This window comes from Algoriphagus antarcticus, from assembly GCF_002150685.1.
GTDB lineage: Bacteria > Bacteroidota > Bacteroidia > Cytophagales > Cyclobacteriaceae > Algoriphagus > Algoriphagus antarcticus.
Window position 1 is genome coordinate 71,373 of the sequence record NZ_MSSW01000008.1, and the last position, 15,978, is coordinate 87,350.

Genomic DNA, 15,978 nt, shown 5'->3' on the forward strand with positions numbered 1-15,978 from the left:
TCAATATTTCTGTTTACTAGGAATTACACCTCTCACTCCGCCTCTTGGATCATCGACATCACCTTTGTATCGAGGGGTCAAATGGATGTGAACGTGGTTTACTGTTTGTCCGCCACTCTCTCCAATATTGATCCCAACATTAAACCCATCTGGGTTGAACTTCTGAGACAGAATCTCTTTCACTTTGTTCATCATAAATACACAAGCTGATTGCTCTTTGAAGGTCAATGCGAAATAATCATCACAATGCCGTTTTGGGATAATCAAAGCGTGCCCTTCATTGACAGGAAACTTATCATAGATGGCATATGCTGTTGCCGACTCCACAATGAGCTCTCTATCCGAATCAGGATTACAGAAAGGGCAATCCGAATTTTGATTTCTTTTTAATTGGTTATAGTGCTGATACTGGTAGATTTCGCAATTCTCATTCTTAAAAAAGGATTTTGAGTTTAGAATTACGTTGCATTGATACGTCTGTTTTTGATGAATTTTGTGCATTCTAAAACCTTCGTACTGCAAATCCCTCCGTACCGCGATATAGACTTTTCCTGTTGGTTTTACTAAGGAAGAAAGCGCCATCAAAACAGTAGCTTGCTCTTCTGGTAGAAGAACATTCAAAACATAAAAGCAAATTATGGTATCAAATTTTTTATTGGGAAAATCTGGGGCGTAATACTTATCGTAACCTTCAATTTTCATCCCTTTTCCCTTGAGTAATTTAACATCAGACCCAAAGCCACAACCAAAGTCCAACACATCACCAACCAGTAAATTCCTCTCTAAAAGAATTCTAGCTGGGAAAGAAATGCTGTCTCTTTCCTTGGCGGTTAGGTGGCTATTTGGGTTAGACTTTAAATTTTCCATCCTTCAAAACCTCTGCTTTCAATTAAATAATTACAACTGTTCTGTAATTGCGAAATCCCATGTTTTTTCCAAGAATCAAATGAATGGTTTCCTAAGAGTGCAACCTGGATTTCTTTTTGAAATCGTTTAGATTGACTTTCAAGGATTATCCCCCAATAATTAATGATAAGATCTTTTTGCCTTTCGATAATTTCCTGTGTTGGGATTTTATCACGTTTGGCCCTATTTACAGGAGGTGTGGAGGGTAATAAATTCCAAAGGTCATTATTTTTCCAAACAGAAAATGGGATTACGTGATCGATATTAGTTTCACTTAATGAAGTAATTTTTTTACCAGTCCAAACGCAGTAAAATTTTCCTTCTTTTTGAAGTATCTCGTTATACAATTTTTTCGATTCCTTAATTTCTCTTAGCGTGATCGGACTCCTTAAAACTTCATTAAGAACCTTATCAATCGATAAATTATTCCCAGATGCATTTACAGAAAATTCTGCCCATTTGAATAAAATAGAATCTTGCCCATTTATAAAACTACCCAAAATTTTAAAGGCTTCGTAATATTCAAAAGGAATTGAAAATGTCCCAAAATCCTTGATTAAAGTCTCAATGTCTATTCTTGACTTTCTTTTAATAGGTTGATTATCAAAGTTAAAAATAGAGTAATAGTCATTGGTTATTGAACGACCGATATACCTCATTGGCATTTTAGTGATCGTATCTCTAAGCTTTTTAGCAAGTTCAAAAAAATCAGCTTGCAAATCTTCTGGTATTCCTTTGTTCTTTAAATCATTATAAAATGCGGAAAAACCTCCACGAGTTTCGTAATCAGATATCAATTTGACCAACTGACTACTAAATGCAAGATTAGTTGCTCCATTAATTTGAGGTATCGTAGTGATAGACTCCAAAATTGGATAGTAGTACAATAACCATTTTTCGATAAGCAGCCCAGTTGGTATTTGAACACGGTTTCCGTTGAACGAAATAAAGGGGGAGTTATCTTGAATAATATCAATAACGCCACGCAAAAGAGCAAATTTGTAGGTAGTAGCCTTACTATCCCTTTCAATGATTTTGCTAATGTTATAGAAGACTTGGTTGTTCATGTTTAAAAATAATCGTTCAAAAAAAGGTTATAGCAGTATTGGAATAACCTCATCATCTTAACTGAAATTTCCCCTCCTCAATATCCTTCCAAATCTCCGAATAAAAAAACAAGCCTAGGCATTTTTGCTACCCTCATTGATACAAAATCAAATTAGCCAGTCAATCCTTTTTACCTATCCAAAGTAAGCTTATTAAACTTGAACACCTCGCGATTTGAGTAGCTGACTTCGAGCACATGAAGAATTGGCATTGTCAATCCCTCGATATGTCAGCGGCAAAAAATATGAAAATCCCGGCAAATGCTTCAGCCCCTATTTTCTCAGCTTCTCCTCAGGCATGCGGATCGCGTTGATTGAATATTCATAAATCCATTTAGGTCAATTTGTTAAGTTCATTTTCTAGTTCTTCTACTGAAGGCATGTTTCTCTGGATGAGTTGAGGTAATTCACTAAATGTAAATTCGCTGATTCCCATGGGTTTGTTCATATCCTGAAGGGCATATTCCACCTCCAAAGTATCTTTTGATTTGCACAAAATAATGCCAACGCTTGGATTATCCTGTTCGGTTTTCAAGAGTTTGTCGATTGCAGACAGATAGTAATTCATCTTCCCGGCATACTCCGGCTCAAACTCGCCCATTTTGAGATCGATCACCACATAGCAATGCATCTTAATATGGTAAAATAGCAGATCAAGTCGGCGTTCTTTATTCCCCACTTGCAGGGGATACTGTCTTCCTACAAAGGCAAAGCCTTTTCCCAGCTCCAATAAAAATTGGGTGATGTTCTCGGTAAGTTTTCGCTCCAATTCCAATTCTTGAACATTGACTTCCAAAGTCAAAAAATCAAATTTAAAGGGGTCTTTCAGTGTCTCACGAGCAAGGTCACTTTGAGGCTTTGGGAGCGTCAGTTCAAAATTATTTTGTGCTTTGCCTTGTCGTTCAATCAGCTTGGACGCTAGCTGCATCTCCAATACACTTCTGCTCCAGTTGTTTTGGATAGTTTGTTGAATGTAGAATTGGGCTTCTTTGATGCTTTGGGTCTTATTTAAAATTACAATGTGATGGCCCCAAGGGATTTTGCATAAAACGCTATTTGGTGTTAATTGTCCAACAGCCTGTTGGACAATTGGATTATTCAGATTGCTGCCTGTGTTTTCTATTTGTCCAACGTCCTGCTGGACTATTGAACTGCTTTCAGAAAAATCACCAATTCTTACTTGTCCACCAGCTTGGTGGATCAATTCACTTTCTTTGAAAAAGGAATAAAACTTGCGCATAGCAAACAAATTGGTTCTTGAAAAACCATTGGTATCGGGCAGGTCTCTTTTGAGATCCTTAGCTAGCTGCTCCACCACTTTGCTTCCCCATGCAAAGGATTCCTGCTTCTCTACAATACTTTTCCCAATATCCCAATACAAGCGGATCATCTCCTCGTTTACCGCAATGCTCGCTTTGAGTTGAGCAGATTTGATTTTTTGTTTGAGGGATTCTATCCAATCAATGTAGGTTTTGTCCATTGTTCTGGGCTATTCGGTAGATACTAAAAATCAAGTAATCAAATCAAAATTTTCATTGTCTCCTATCACTTTGCAGGATTTTCTATTTTAATTGAATCAAGTCACTATTCAGGATTAAAGCTTTTTTTATGCTCAATAAGAGCTATTATTTGAAATTTCCCTCGGATTAAAAAGGGTTGTTTTTAAAAATCGTCCACTCAGCAAAATCAAATTAATTCCGTATTGCTAAAGCAATCATTTTACCCTAAACTTATCAGTTAAAGATAGTTTTTTAATGCGAAAACTCACTTCTCCCGTATTTGCCTAACTTTCCCCCTCCATATCCCAAATCTCTCAAAAAGCGGATAATCATATAAAAAAACAAGCCGACGCATTTTCCCTGCCTTCATTTTCCTAGAAATTAGTAAGCTAGGCTAGATTTAAGTTTTCTGGAACAGCGGCTAAGTTACTCTTTCACTCATTCTTCAAAATCAAAGTCAAACTCATTCGTATTTCTCCATAAGAGACTTCCTCATTCAGTTTTTCAAAAATGGGTTTCAGCGCTATTTCTCTATCCAACTCATTGAACGCGACCCTTACCTTATCCACCACCGCTTTCTCTACGAGTTTCTCTAATTCTACGCCTTTTCCCTCGGTATATAATTGCGATAGATGGGAATAAACTGTGGTAATCTGTAGATCTCTTTTCGCTGCGATCTCTGCGGGGTTAAGTCCCTCTTTATATAGCACAAAAGTCTCCAGAGTAGTTGGCGTTTTTTTTGGTTTTGGGGAAGAACTAAATTTACGAATCACCCGCATAAATTCTTCGCCGTATTTTTCCATCTTGTTCATCCCCACACCGGAAATAGCCAAGAACTGATTTTCTGTGACCGGCATATCAACCGCCATTCCTTTCAATGATTTGTCACTGAAAATAAGATAGGCTGGGAAATTTTCTTCTTGGGAAATCGAATACCTCAGCTGCTTCAGAGCAGTAAATAAATCCGTGTTCACATCTTCCTCATCAGCCATTTTCATGGCGTTTGGCCTCATCTTATTCTTCTCTTCAGGAACTACAGGTAAAGTCAATTTTATACGTTGTTCGCCTTTCAGCACTTTCCATCCAATGGGTGAAATCTTTAATGCTGAACCTTCGCTATACATAATCTCAATCAAGCCTTGATTTGCTAATTGAATGATGTAATCTCTCCAATCAATAAAACTTACATCCTTCCCCACGCCATAAGTTTTGAGTTGGGAATAACCTCCCGCATGTACCTCAGCATTATTGGAGCCTCGCAATACATTAATTAACATCGTAATCCCTTCCTTTTCTTTCATCCTGGCAATTCCGGAAAGCGCTTTCTGAGCCAGCAAAGTTCCGTCAAAGTCTTTGGGTGGATTGGCACACACATCACAATTACCGCAATCTTTGGTCAAATGCTCTCCAAAATAAGAAAGCAGGATTTTTCTCCTGCACGATTTTGCCTCAGCAAATTGCAACATCCGGCTCAATTTGTCTTTTTGCATAGCTGAATTTGCACCGTCATCCGCAAACTGACTATACAATACAAAATCACTCATGTTATAATACAACCTTGTTTCAGAAGGCAATCCATCACGACCTGCCCTCCCTATTTCTTGGTAGTATCCCTCTAAGTTTTTGGGCAGATTATAGTGAATCACCCAGCGTACATTCGACTTGTCAATGCCCATCCCAAAAGCAATCGTAGCCACAATTATTTTTGTGTCGTCGTGTATAAATGCTGTTTGCACCCGCTCCCTTTCCTCGGGGTTCATTCCTGCATGATAAAATGCCACCGAATGTCCATCCGCCTTCAAATAATCAGCAACTTCCTCTGTATTCTTTCTACTCAGGCAATAGATAATTCCACTTTCATTCTTTTTCCTTTTCACAAACTGCGCAATTTCCTGCAACTTTTTATTCTTGGGAACTTGACCTCTTACCTCAATACTTAGGTTTTTCCTGTCAAAAGAGGATATAAATAACTTGGAGTCTTTCAACCCCAATTGCATTTCAATATCCGCTCTGGCAGACTTGTCCGCAGTGGCAGTCAAAGCCATAAACGGAACTTCGGGTAGGGAATTTCTAAATGCTTTGAGCTGCGTATATTCTGGTCTAAAATCATGTCCCCACATGCTTACACAATGTGCCTCGTCAATGGCAACTAATTTTATATTCAAATCTCTCAACCATGTGTTACTGACCGAAATCAATTTCTCCGGTGATAAATACAGCAGCTTAATTTGGCCGTTTTTAGCTCGAGTGATCACGTCATTTTCAGCCTGTGGAGAAATAGAACTATTAAAAAAATCTGCCTGTATTCCGTTGGCTTGCAATGCCTGCACCTGATCTTTCATTAATGAAATAAGGGGCGAGACAACAATCGTAATTCCATTAAAACACAAGGCTGGAATCTGAAAACACATCGATTTGCCGCCACCAGTTGGCATCAGGACAAAACTGTCTTTTCCTGCTAGCGTGCGGTCGATGATTTCTTGTTGCAAAGGGCGAAATTCATCGTAACCAAATACATCCTTTAATAGCGTTTGTGGGGTCTTTTCCATAATCACACGCAATTTAAGTTTTGAGGCTTTGCAAAGCTAGCCTTGAATGAGATCAGCTTTTTTAGTATGGTCTGTCGAAAATCCCGACACACCACTTGCTCTTTCAGCTTATCCTATTTCGTCTGGAAGATGTCAAAATTAGAAACCGCTGGGAACTGGTATTCTCTCTATGTATTTGTAGTTCAGGCATTCTACACCTTTACTTTATCTTGAATTATTGCAAATAATCTTATCAAATTAATGGCAGCAAAATAGCTTTGCTGCCGATATTTAGTAATTCCATTTAAGTAAATACTCAGTTTATTATTCTTCTACTGGCATAGCGTAGCATTTTGCTTATGGAATATTTTCATAAGCTTTATGAATTACCCCTCCAAATTCCCTTACATGAAAGCAGTTCACCCCATTTTATTTGATCGGTTTTGCTTGAAGGCAGTTGCCTAGGAGCTATTTGTTGGGCTTTGGGTTTTGATCTGAAGCTGGATAGTTCGATCTCATAAAACGCCCTAAGCTTTATGGGGCGCCTAGCTATTTTTTCGCTTTGGTATCAAAGCTTTTCCAATAGCTCACTTCGCACAAGGTCATAGGCTTGCTCTTGGTCGTAGTGTGTGCCAGATCTGAGTAGGGCTTTGGTGTCTCCGATAAAGTCTGAGTCCTTGAGTTTGGATTCCAAATTCAGAATAAACTGTTTCCGACTCGGCGGGTTCTCTACCGAAAAATTCATGTATTCTTGATAGCAATGAAGTAAGGTGGTTTTATCCAACTGCGCCTTTTGGGTCAATGCCATAAACAAATCAAATAAATCACGCCCCTTTTTTCGCTGGTAAAGCGCTCTGAGTTTAGTACCGAGCAACTCTTCTAATTTGTAAGTAGTTATGTTGCAATACCCATCAAACCATGAACTATTAACCTGAAATGGGACCCCTTGCAGTCCCAAAACGGTAAAGTGTTCTCGCGTATTGGTTTCTACCTTTAGCCGAAGTCGTATGGATGGTGGAAACTCCGAATCAAAACGGAAAATTATCTGATTGCCATCTCGTTTTGGCTTCACTAGGGACTCGGTCAAGAAACTTAACGCCGTTTGTAGCCGCTGTACCGTTTCTTTAATCGGTTCTGCCCTAACTTGAACTAGATCTATGTCTTCGGAATACCGAGGTTGAGGATTTATGTACAATTTATGTAAGGCTGTGCCTCCTCGAAAAGCCAAACTTTTGGATAACCAAGAATCTGAAAAAATATGTACAAGGGCTCTACATATCACCAAATCTTGCTCCACCTGCTCGTTGGTTTGCCATGGCACCTGCTGTCTCCACTGAGTAATATATGCTTGAGGGATCATTCGTCTAGGTCGATTGTTGTATTTACGATTACATTCCACTGATTATCGGATGCAAATCCTTTTGTGGAGCTTCGAACCTTAAGTGGGATTCGGAAGAAGTTCTGACTCTCGGTTTTCATAGCTTTAAACAATGCTCCTGCCAAATCCAATCGCCCACAAATCATCTCCAAAAGATAGCCCAAACGCTGTAAAGTAGTCGTTTGCACATGACGCACGAGCAATGCTGAAAAGTCACTTGGTTTGATGATCTCAGATAATTCGCTGATGACAGTTGCAGCCCGAGTAATCCCTCCAATTCTTCTCTCAAATTGAATCAAATCACATGCTGTCAAAGATGGGTTGGAAATATTCAAATAGCCCGCTTCGGTTTTAAGTTGATTGATCAGCCCTTCTGGAATAGTCTTAATACTGATGTAATTGATTTTAAGGCCTTTTCTTTCGGTAGCTCGAAGAACCGGAAATGTCGAAATCACAAAATATTCTTGAGGCTGCTGATGGGCAGCTCCATGATATGCGGCAGCATTTAGCAAGGCAAGGTAATAAGGCCTTTTCAAGTGGGCCATCAAAGAATCTAAAAACAAATTGGGCGGCAAAACCCCTCTGCCAGCGTATTGAGGTGGGATGATTAAGTAATAACCCTTGAACACTGACAAAAGCCTGCCTTTTTCAGTCAGTCGGTTTAGTGCAAGTTTGATAGAATTATCACTTTGTGTTTTGAAGTGGTTTCTAAGTTCGAATAATGGAAAACTAAATCTTCCATTAGCGAGAACTTGATCCGTCCAGTTGGCAATCTGATTGTATGAAGTTTCTACTGTCAAGGGAGAGTTATTTTTTGCTTAAGGTATCACATTTCAATACGTTTCGCAAATTATTTATCTCACTCTTTATCCTAAGCAGTCACCTAATAAATTCTTAATTTTTCAAACCAAAAGAAGGTATATCAGTCTAATAATTACCTACTCCAACTCCTCGTAGTAATACGAGTGGTCAATTCCTTTCCTATACATTTCTCGACTGTCGATTTGGTCAGTTAGGGCATTTTTTAGCAATTGCTTTAAACCACTGCTGTCCACTGCGCTTTGCACCATGGCATTCATATACTCAGATTTCCCAATTCTACTCCAGTCAACGCATTTTTTAAGACGCCTCTTCAAGATCAAATCCAGCCAAATTCGTGTGCTTCTGCCATTGCCTTCCATAAAAGGGTGAGCATTATTCATTTCTCCATACTTTTCTACAATCTCCTCAATTGTACGTTCGGGCATTTGATCTATTCCCGCTAAGGTATCAGCAAGAAATCGAGCCATAGCAAATTGAAAACCGCCTTTCGAAATGTTCTTTTGTCTGATTTGCCCCGCAAAATCATACAAGCCACCAAAGAGGTACGCATGTATTTGTTGCAAGCCGTTTATAGTACCTACTTCTATATTTGCAATAAAGGAGCTCTCAAAAAGGGCATAAGCCTTGGTTTTGCTTTTCCCATCTAGGGTCTCATCGCTGTAGGTAAACCTTTCGATAAATCGATTGGCCTTTGTGCCTGGAAAAGTTTTTCCCAATGCAATAATTCCAGCGTAATCGAGCATGTCGGTCAAGCGTTTTTTACCATCAGGTGCTAGCAGTTTCAACTGGGTAGTGACACTAACCACTTGACTGTTTTCTTTCTTGAGTTTAGCTTTTAGGTACTTCCAGTAATTGCGGGTTTTACTATAATCATCTTGGTTGGTAAGTACTGCGACGATATCCAATACCGAAAACCACCATTTGGCATTTTGCTCATCCCAAAGGGCGCGCACTTCACGGTCATCAAAAAAACGAATAGATATTTTTTGCTGTTCCTTCATTATCCGAATCAGTATTCTTGAGTTTTAGGATAGAATTTAAGATTCATTTGATGATTATACGCTTCTTTGCCATTAGAATAGTGTAGCCCAGACGGCCTCGACTTTTCCCCTCCCCACATTTAGAGTAAATATCTCCGGACTCCGAGCTTGTCGAGGTGTACAAGAATCTATTTTGGCTACTGACACGATTCCGTATCATCATATTCATTTATTACCTAAGCTCTAATTGCTCCAAAATAATGCCTGTAGCCTAGAGATAAATCATCTCCAAATAGATCGTTTTTAGCTTTGGCTAAGAGTAATTATACCAAGATAAGCAATCCTCTACCATCATCCACCGAGCGCGTTTTACAATTGGGCATAGCTGCTATGTAATCCTTGCTTAGTACCTTCAAAATTCAATTGAGCATCAAAGGCAGATTACTGAGAATCTATTTATTTACTTCGGGCGAAAAAGGCTTTTGCTGCCATCGCCCATGCGCCAGGCTTTAATTATATACTCCTCTTACTCGAAGATTATGCAGATTTGATTTTTGATTCCAAGCAAGAATTTGATCAAAGCTATCTCCCAATTATTCAATCAGTCATTGAAGAAGCAGGTTTCCCCCACAAACTTGGTGAACCCATCTCCACCATTTATTCCATGAAGAAAGCAGATCATCATTGGAATAGAAAGTTGATGGAATTGGAATTAACTCATCGAATAAAGAAATGGCGCTTGAGGAATATCAGAAATATCATGTCGCTTGCGAAATTGATTGGTACAGAGATTAAGTGAACAAGACCATTTCAAAATTTAAAAATGAGAAGAAAAGCTAATTCCCTAAACCAGAAAAATTCAATAACGTAAAGAAACCGCTCGCCCATATTGCCTTCTAGGCAGTTGATCTAGAAATGGGAAGTAGATCCTGAAGGAAACTAGATTGAGATCACTAGATGAACCTTATTTTAACGAGAAAGTGATTCCGGTGAGAAGGAAAAGGTAGGAATGAACGAGTTTCAACTCTGCTTTTCAAGTACCAATGAAAAATTCACCATGATTGAATCTTGAACTCTTACTGCACCTAAAAATTTTACTGGTGGTTCGATATTAAAATCGGATAGCAGAATCTTTCTCTCTCCTGAAAACAAAGCATTATCTCCATTTTTAGACAAAAACACACATGAAATCGGATACTTTTTAGAAATTCCAACCATGGTAATCTCTATTTCTCCTGTAAGATTTTTCTGGTTGACAGTCTCTGATTCTTTGGTCAAACTGAGAAATTTGACTTTGATAGTAGGATATTGATCTACTTCAATAGTCTTTTTGAAGTCCTTGGTCAAAAATGCATTATTGCAATCAAAGTTTGTACTTGTAATTAGCACTTCGCCATTCCATTGCCCTACTTCACCGTGATTTGCAGTTAATCTTTGCGTCAAATATTCAGTTCCTGAATTGCTATAATTTTCGCATTGGAATTTTGAAACATTGGTGGTTCCTAAAATTTCCAACAAACTATCAGAGGTGATTTTCCAATTAATCACCTCCTCCTCTGGAGTTATAAGTGAAATAAAAACCAAATTGAAAATCAAAATAAGATGTTGAATCGTCATGGCTTTTTAAGTAAAAAAGCCAATTCTTACCTTAATTGGAAGAATTGGCTATGTGTTATTGTATTAGAAGCTAATCGCTGCTTCGATATTCACCCCATTAAACTTGGCTCCATTATAGATAGACGCGGCATTAAAACCATTTTTATATTCTTGATTCATATACTCCAGCTTGACAATCACATTTTTTGTCATAAACCATCCTCCACCTACATTCAATCGGCTAATTTCTATGTCAGAAGCATCAGAATCGTTCCTTTTGCCTTTTACGGTGTTGTATCTACCACCGAGGTAAAACTGCTCAGTTCCTCCGAAACGGTAAAGAAGCTCACCAGAAAGTTGGGTGAAATTACCGTTGCCCTGCTCTTCAGAATTGCCTACAGACTCTACAATCCCAAAGAATTCCAGCCCTTTATATTTAATAAATGGATTAATCTGGAACGCAGTCATTTGCTTGAACCGGGGATTAAATCTTCCTTCAAAATCATTTGAATTGCCTTCGAGTGGATCCAAAACATGGTAATACCGTCCGCCAGCTCTGTCTCCACCATATAACCATGTTCCAGTCGTAGTACCATTATTCAAATACCATGACCCTGTAAGTCTAAATCTGAAATCTTGATTCAATTGCTTATCAACACCTAGTTTCCCGTAAAAGGACGGCTTGTTATCCGTATTGTCGTTTACTACTACGTTCTGGTTCAGTTTGCCATTGGTAAGACCAACGACGGCGATCAATCCGTCTTTTTGAACTGTCACTTCTCCAAAAGCTTCTGTCGAAAATGAATCCATAATGTAGTTCCCAATGAATGGGTTGTAAATCACTCGGGCATTATCTGATCTACGGAAGTGAGCATCGCCGTAATTGAATTCATCCATACCAAACGTGATCGTAGTATAATCCATGATTCCATCCAGGAAACCTTCCTTGATAAACCCCAGTCGGTCAATTTGAAGATAGCCACCTTTTACCCAGGCCTCATTGTGATGCTTAGCTGAGAGGTAAGTTCTCAGATGCAATCTCAACCCGTCAGCGAGCTGCGTGTTGAGATTCAGGTTTGCCGAGGGCAAATTGAAGTTTGACCCCAATTCTACTAGATTATTCAGTGAATTGGAATGATTGATAGATTGGAATTGCAAAGCAAAATCTCCTCCCACGAAGACACGGACCTTTTCAAAATCTCCTCCTCTTTCTTTAGGAGTTTCAAAAACATTCAACCCTTCTTTGCTATTTTGACGGAAATATTGGAGCTCTGTTTTTTCTTGGGCAAAACTTACCGTGGAGCTCAAAACTGAGGACAGTAACGCTCCAAAAACTATAGACTTAAATTGCTTTTTCATGTGGTAGTAGAGTCAGATTATGGCGCTTTTGTAAATGCTATGTTAAAAGATAATTGCAGTTCATTTCCCGTTTTTATAGTACCAAAAACTGCTTTAGGCGGGTCTATTTTGAAGTCACTGAATTTGATGTCTTTTGAACCTATAAAGGTGACAGAATTGCCATTTACTGAATAGGTAACCTCAATGGGTATAGTTTGGGAGATTCCAGAAATACTCAATTTGCCAGTAGTACTAATTTTATTTCCACTGATCTTGGATGGACCAGTCATCTCAAAAATTATAGATGGATATTTACTGGTCGACAAAGCTTTATAGGCATTTTTGTCCATACTATTGTTTCCACTTTTTAGACTTTCTGCCTTTAGCTCAACTTTAATAGAAGAGATATTCATTAGTTTATTGCCTTCCATGGTCAATTGGGCCGTTCCGGTAACTCCTCCTTCAGCATCCATATGCCAATCATGGATGGTGGACGTACCTGAAACTTTCATTTCCTTTGATTCTGATAGGGAATACTTACTCTGGCATAAACCCTGAATAGTAAATACAAGAAAAACTATTGGTACTAAAAACCAAATCAATTTCGTCTCAGATCTCATAGTTAAAGTGGTTAAATTTTCAGTGCAAAATTACTTCAGGCTTTTGGGTAGACTGATGATAAGAAGAAGCTTATTTCCTGACATTAATCAGTTAATAGGTAAAAAAAAGCGATTAAAGATTCTTTTTTTACAAAAAAATATATAAATATTTATACGAACCTAGTCAAAAAAACTCGATTAATCAATTTTACTTTATCCATTTTAGATAAATCCCTTTGGTCTGAGAAATATGAAGTTCAGTCGCAGATTTCTACAGTTCAGTCAGTTTCAGTTTTTTGACTTCAATACTGTTTTCATATTTGATTCAAATACGAATCGAAATGAATCCACGACTGCTACTTTTTATCATTTTACTTCTTTTGCAAACCCAGGCTTATGCGCAAACAACTATCCAGGGAAAAGTACTTGATGAAAAGGGACTGCCACTACCGGGAACAAATATCCAGCTCAAAGGAAGCTATGATGGCGCTACAAGTAATCAAGATGGAAGCTACCAGTTCGAAACAGCTGAGGTAGATGCTCAAGTTTTGATATATAAGTTTCTCGGTTTCAAAACTCAAGAGCTTAACATCTCCATTAAGCCAAATTCCAATGAAATCCAGCCAATTTACTTAATCGAAGAAATCACAGAAATGAATTCTGTGACCATCTCAGCTGGAGCTATGGAGGCTTCTGACGAAAGAAAATCGGTGATCTTGAAGCCACTAGATATAGTAACCACCCCAAGTGCCATGGGCGATATTATGGGCGCTTTTCAAACCCTTCCCGGAACAAGCACTGTAGGAAATGATGGTCGCTTATTTGTCAGAGGTGGTGATGCCAGCGAGGTAGGGATCTACATCGATGGCATGCGAGTAGGTAACGCCTATGGAACCACGGCTGGAAATGTCCCAACCCGTACTCGATTTAATCCCAATCTATTCAAAGGAACATTTTTCAGTACCGGTGGATATTCCGCAGAATATGGACAAGCGCTTTCATCTGCTTTGGCACTGAATACCAAAGACCTTTCGATTCGAAGTCAGGGGGATCTGAGCATCATGTCAGTTGGAGGGGGATATTCACATACTCTCGCCAATGAGAAACAAAGCATTACAGCAAGTGCAAACTACTTCAACCTCGCCCCTTATCAAGGTCTGATTAAGCAGGAAATTGACTTTGAAGCAGCTCCAAATGGCTGGGATATAGAAGTAGCCGCCCAAAAGAAAACTGGAGAAAATGGCTTGCTTAAAATAATGGCTCGAACTGAATCAGGCGGGATGCAACTATGGCAGCCTATTCCCGGATCTGATAGAAAAGTATTGGTGGATCTAAAAAATAATTACAACTATGCACAAGCTAATTGGAGAACGGCCTTAAAGAAGGATTGGACAATATTCACTGGCATTTCCTACTCAAAGAATTTGGACAAGATCGCTTATGATAGCCTCCTGATTGAGAGAAGAAATGAACTTATTCATATCAAGGGGACAGCGATTAAAGATTTTTCCGACCGCCTTTCTGCAAAATTTGGAATAGAACATTTCATCCATCCATTTTCAGAAAAACTGTTGAATGAAGGCTTGGGAAGGGAATTTGACGATCGGGAAACCTACCTATTTACCGAATGGGATTTCTATTTCAATAAAGATCTAGTCTTTCGTGGTGGACTTAGAGGCGGAGCGAGTTCTGTTTCTAATGAAGAATGGTTAGACCCAAGGTTCTCTGTCGCCTACCAATTGAAAGACAAAGGGCAATTGTCCTTGGCGGCTGGCAGCTTTCATCAACTGCCTGTGGAAAACTTTCGGGTACTAAACACTAATCTTCAAAATTCGGAATCGAATCATTTGATCTTAAATTACCTCTTTACCAAGGAAGGTTTCACTTTCCGAGCCGAGACATTCTATAAGTCATACGACCAGCTTGTCACTTTTGAAGGGACTTTGGACAATCCTCAAGTACTTCAGAATGGTGGTTCGGGCTTTGCCAAAGGAATTGACTTTTTCTTCCGAGATCGTAAGACATTTAAAGATACTGACTATTGGATTACCTACAGCTTTGTAGATAGCAAGCGGAGCTTTAACAAATATCAAACTGAGGTACAGCCAAGTTTTGCTCCGAAGCATAATATTTCGGTGGTGGTCAAGCATTTTGTCCCATCGCTCAAATCACTAATCGGAGGGTCATTCGCATACAATGACGGTTATTCATACACCAACCCAAATATGGATAACTCAGAGATGAACTCAAAAACCAAGAGCTTTCAAAACCTGAGTCTTTCTTGGAGCTATTTGCCAAAGCCAAATGTGATCATTCATTTAGCCTGCACCAATGTACTCGGCAGAGATAATGTATTTGGCTACACCTTCAGCCCAAAGGCAAATACCGATGGCATCTTTGAATCGATTCCCCAAGGTCAAATTGCCCCAAGATTCGTATTTCTGGGCGTTTTCCTGACTTTTTCTAAGGACAAAACAGCAAATCAATTAAACAACCTCTAAACTAATAAATTATGAAAAAGTACATCTTAACCCTCACCCTATCTTTAGTGTGGATAGCATTTGCACAAGCAAGTGATCCGGCTTTCGTCGCCGCAATGCAGAAGCAATTAGCTGCAAAAAACACCATTGCAACTTTTGAGCAATCTCAAACAGTGACCAACGGATTTTTGAGAATTGCTGAAGCGACTGAGACGGAGTGGCTGCCACTCTATTATGCAGCTTTGCTTAAAACTGAGGCAGCTTTTCGCTTCGATATAGATAAGGATAAAAGTCTGGACGAAGCCCTTGAGCTAGCAAAAAAAGCGGATAAAATAGCACCGGGGAATTCTGAAATTACCGCTTTACAAGGTTACATTTTGATGGCAAAAATCAGTATAGATCCTGCTGGTCGGGGACAGACTATGAGTCCTCAGGCGATGCAACTTTTTGGAAAAGCTATTAATCTAGATCGTGAAAATCCACGCGCTGTATCACTGATGGCGCAAATGGAACTTGGAATGTCCCAGTTCTTTGGCACCGGCCCTGAGAAAGCCTGCGGAATGGCGAGAATGAGCATGGACCTTTACAAAAAAGAGGAAGCTAAAATCAACGATGAGTACATCCTTCCAACTTGGGGCAAAAAACAGGCTGATCAGGTTACCTCAAAATGTAACTAAACTAATCAAGCTTCACGTCTTATTAGCTTTAATTCCTGAATTCGATTGAATATTACCCCAGGAATTAAA

Annotated in this window: 13 protein-coding genes; 3 read left to right on the forward strand and 10 right to left on the reverse strand. The window is 39.1% G+C overall.

Annotated features, from left to right (window positions below):
• The 7 genes from BVH04_RS04760 to fic all read right to left on the reverse strand — a co-directional run bounded on the left by BVH04_RS04760 (position 1) and on the right by fic (position 9,240).
• Positions 1 to 867: a bifunctional class I SAM-dependent methyltransferase/HIT family protein gene (locus BVH04_RS04760; RefSeq protein WP_086540184.1), complete on the reverse strand. Its 867-nt coding sequence runs from the start codon at positions 865 to 867 to the stop codon at positions 1 to 3.
• The gene (locus BVH04_RS04765) at positions 855 to 1,973 is read right to left on the reverse strand and encodes an HNH endonuclease domain-containing protein (RefSeq protein WP_086540185.1); all 1,119 of its coding nucleotides are present in this window, start codon (positions 1,971 to 1,973) and stop codon (positions 855 to 857) included. The genes BVH04_RS04760 and BVH04_RS04765 overlap by 13 nt, the downstream gene beginning before the upstream one ends.
• A 373-nt stretch (positions 1,974 to 2,346) precedes the next feature.
• A complete protein-coding gene (locus tag BVH04_RS04770; RefSeq protein WP_086540186.1) occupies positions 2,347 to 3,492 on the reverse strand; it encodes a PDDEXK nuclease domain-containing protein in 1,146 nt (381 codons plus the stop codon).
• A gap of 453 nt (positions 3,493 to 3,945) precedes the next feature.
• Positions 3,946 to 6,060, reverse strand: coding sequence for a DNA helicase RecQ (gene recQ / locus BVH04_RS04775; RefSeq protein WP_086540187.1), 2,115 nt, complete (start codon positions 6,058 to 6,060; stop codon positions 3,946 to 3,948).
• Positions 6,061 to 6,607: 547 nt separating this feature from the next.
• Complete coding sequence (locus BVH04_RS04780; protein WP_086540188.1) at positions 6,608 to 7,399, reverse strand: nucleotidyl transferase AbiEii/AbiGii toxin family protein; 792 nt, start codon at positions 7,397 to 7,399, stop codon at positions 6,608 to 6,610.
• Positions 7,396 to 8,217: a type IV toxin-antitoxin system AbiEi family antitoxin domain-containing protein gene (locus tag BVH04_RS04785; protein ID WP_086540189.1), complete on the reverse strand. Its 822-nt coding sequence runs from the start codon at positions 8,215 to 8,217 to the stop codon at positions 7,396 to 7,398. The genes BVH04_RS04780 and BVH04_RS04785 overlap by 4 nt, the downstream gene beginning before the upstream one ends.
• Before the next feature lie 138 nt (positions 8,218 to 8,355).
• Positions 8,356 to 9,240, reverse strand: a complete 885-nt coding sequence (fic, locus tag BVH04_RS04790; RefSeq protein WP_086540190.1) for a protein adenylyltransferase Fic — start codon at positions 9,238 to 9,240, stop codon at positions 8,356 to 8,358.
• Between the two features lie 526 nt (positions 9,241 to 9,766).
• Between fic and BVH04_RS04795 the strand changes: the two genes are divergently transcribed.
• Positions 9,767 to 10,018: a hypothetical protein gene (locus tag BVH04_RS04795; protein WP_086540191.1), complete on the forward strand. Its 252-nt coding sequence runs from the start codon at positions 9,767 to 9,769 to the stop codon at positions 10,016 to 10,018.
• Positions 10,019 to 10,239: 221 nt separating this feature from the next.
• Here the strand turns inward: BVH04_RS04795 and BVH04_RS04800 are convergent, their stop codons facing one another.
• From BVH04_RS04800 to BVH04_RS04810, 3 genes are all read right to left on the reverse strand, one after another.
• Positions 10,240 to 10,836 (reverse strand): YceI family protein, encoded by a 597-nt coding sequence (locus BVH04_RS04800; protein WP_086540192.1) that lies wholly within the window; start codon positions 10,834 to 10,836, stop codon positions 10,240 to 10,242.
• A gap of 63 nt (positions 10,837 to 10,899) precedes the next feature.
• A complete protein-coding gene (locus tag BVH04_RS04805; RefSeq protein WP_086540193.1) occupies positions 10,900 to 12,174 on the reverse strand; it encodes a hypothetical protein in 1,275 nt (424 codons plus the stop codon).
• Between the two features lie 17 nt (positions 12,175 to 12,191).
• Positions 12,192 to 12,665, reverse strand: a complete 474-nt coding sequence (locus BVH04_RS04810) for a YceI family protein (protein ID WP_169714359.1) — start codon at positions 12,663 to 12,665, stop codon at positions 12,192 to 12,194.
• Between the two features lie 428 nt (positions 12,666 to 13,093).
• Between BVH04_RS04810 and BVH04_RS04815 the strand changes: the two genes are divergently transcribed.
• Positions 13,094 to 15,253, forward strand: coding sequence for a TonB-dependent receptor (locus tag BVH04_RS04815; RefSeq protein WP_086540195.1), 2,160 nt, complete (start codon positions 13,094 to 13,096; stop codon positions 15,251 to 15,253).
• Positions 15,254 to 15,264: 11 nt separating this feature from the next.
• On the forward strand, positions 15,265 to 15,909 hold the full coding sequence (locus BVH04_RS04820; RefSeq protein WP_086540196.1) for a tetratricopeptide repeat protein: 645 nt from the start codon (positions 15,265 to 15,267) through the stop codon (positions 15,907 to 15,909).
• The last annotated feature ends 69 nt before the right edge of the window (positions 15,910 to 15,978 follow it).

Excerpts from the sequence above, each read along its gene's own strand:
- BVH04_RS04820 (WP_086540196.1), top strand. The coding sequence starts at position 15,265 with ATGAAAAAGTACATCTTAACCCTCACCCTATCTTTAGTGTGGATAGCA.
- BVH04_RS04800 (WP_086540192.1), bottom strand. The coding sequence starts at position 10,836 with ATGACGATTCAACATCTTATTTTGATTTTCAATTTGGTTTTTATTTCA.
- BVH04_RS04760 (WP_086540184.1), bottom strand. The coding sequence starts at position 867 with ATGGAAAATTTAAAGTCTAACCCAAATAGCCACCTAACCGCCAAGGAA.
- BVH04_RS04765 (WP_086540185.1), bottom strand. The coding sequence starts at position 1,973 with ATGAACAACCAAGTCTTCTATAACATTAGCAAAATCATTGAAAGGGAT.
- BVH04_RS04770 (WP_086540186.1), bottom strand. The coding sequence starts at position 3,492 with ATGGACAAAACCTACATTGATTGGATAGAATCCCTCAAACAAAAAATC.
- BVH04_RS04810 (WP_169714359.1), bottom strand. The coding sequence starts at position 12,665 with ATGAAAGTTTCAGGTACGTCCACCATCCATGATTGGCATATGGATGCT.
- BVH04_RS04780 (WP_086540188.1), bottom strand. The coding sequence starts at position 7,399 with ATGATCCCTCAAGCATATATTACTCAGTGGAGACAGCAGGTGCCATGG.
- BVH04_RS04805 (WP_086540193.1), bottom strand. The coding sequence starts at position 12,174 with ATGAAAAAGCAATTTAAGTCTATAGTTTTTGGAGCGTTACTGTCCTCA.
- recQ (WP_086540187.1), bottom strand. The coding sequence starts at position 6,060 with ATGGAAAAGACCCCACAAACGCTATTAAAGGATGTATTTGGTTACGAT.
- BVH04_RS04815 (WP_086540195.1), top strand. The coding sequence starts at position 13,094 with ATGAATCCACGACTGCTACTTTTTATCATTTTACTTCTTTTGCAAACC.
- fic (WP_086540190.1), bottom strand. The coding sequence starts at position 9,240 with ATGAAGGAACAGCAAAAAATATCTATTCGTTTTTTTGATGACCGTGAA.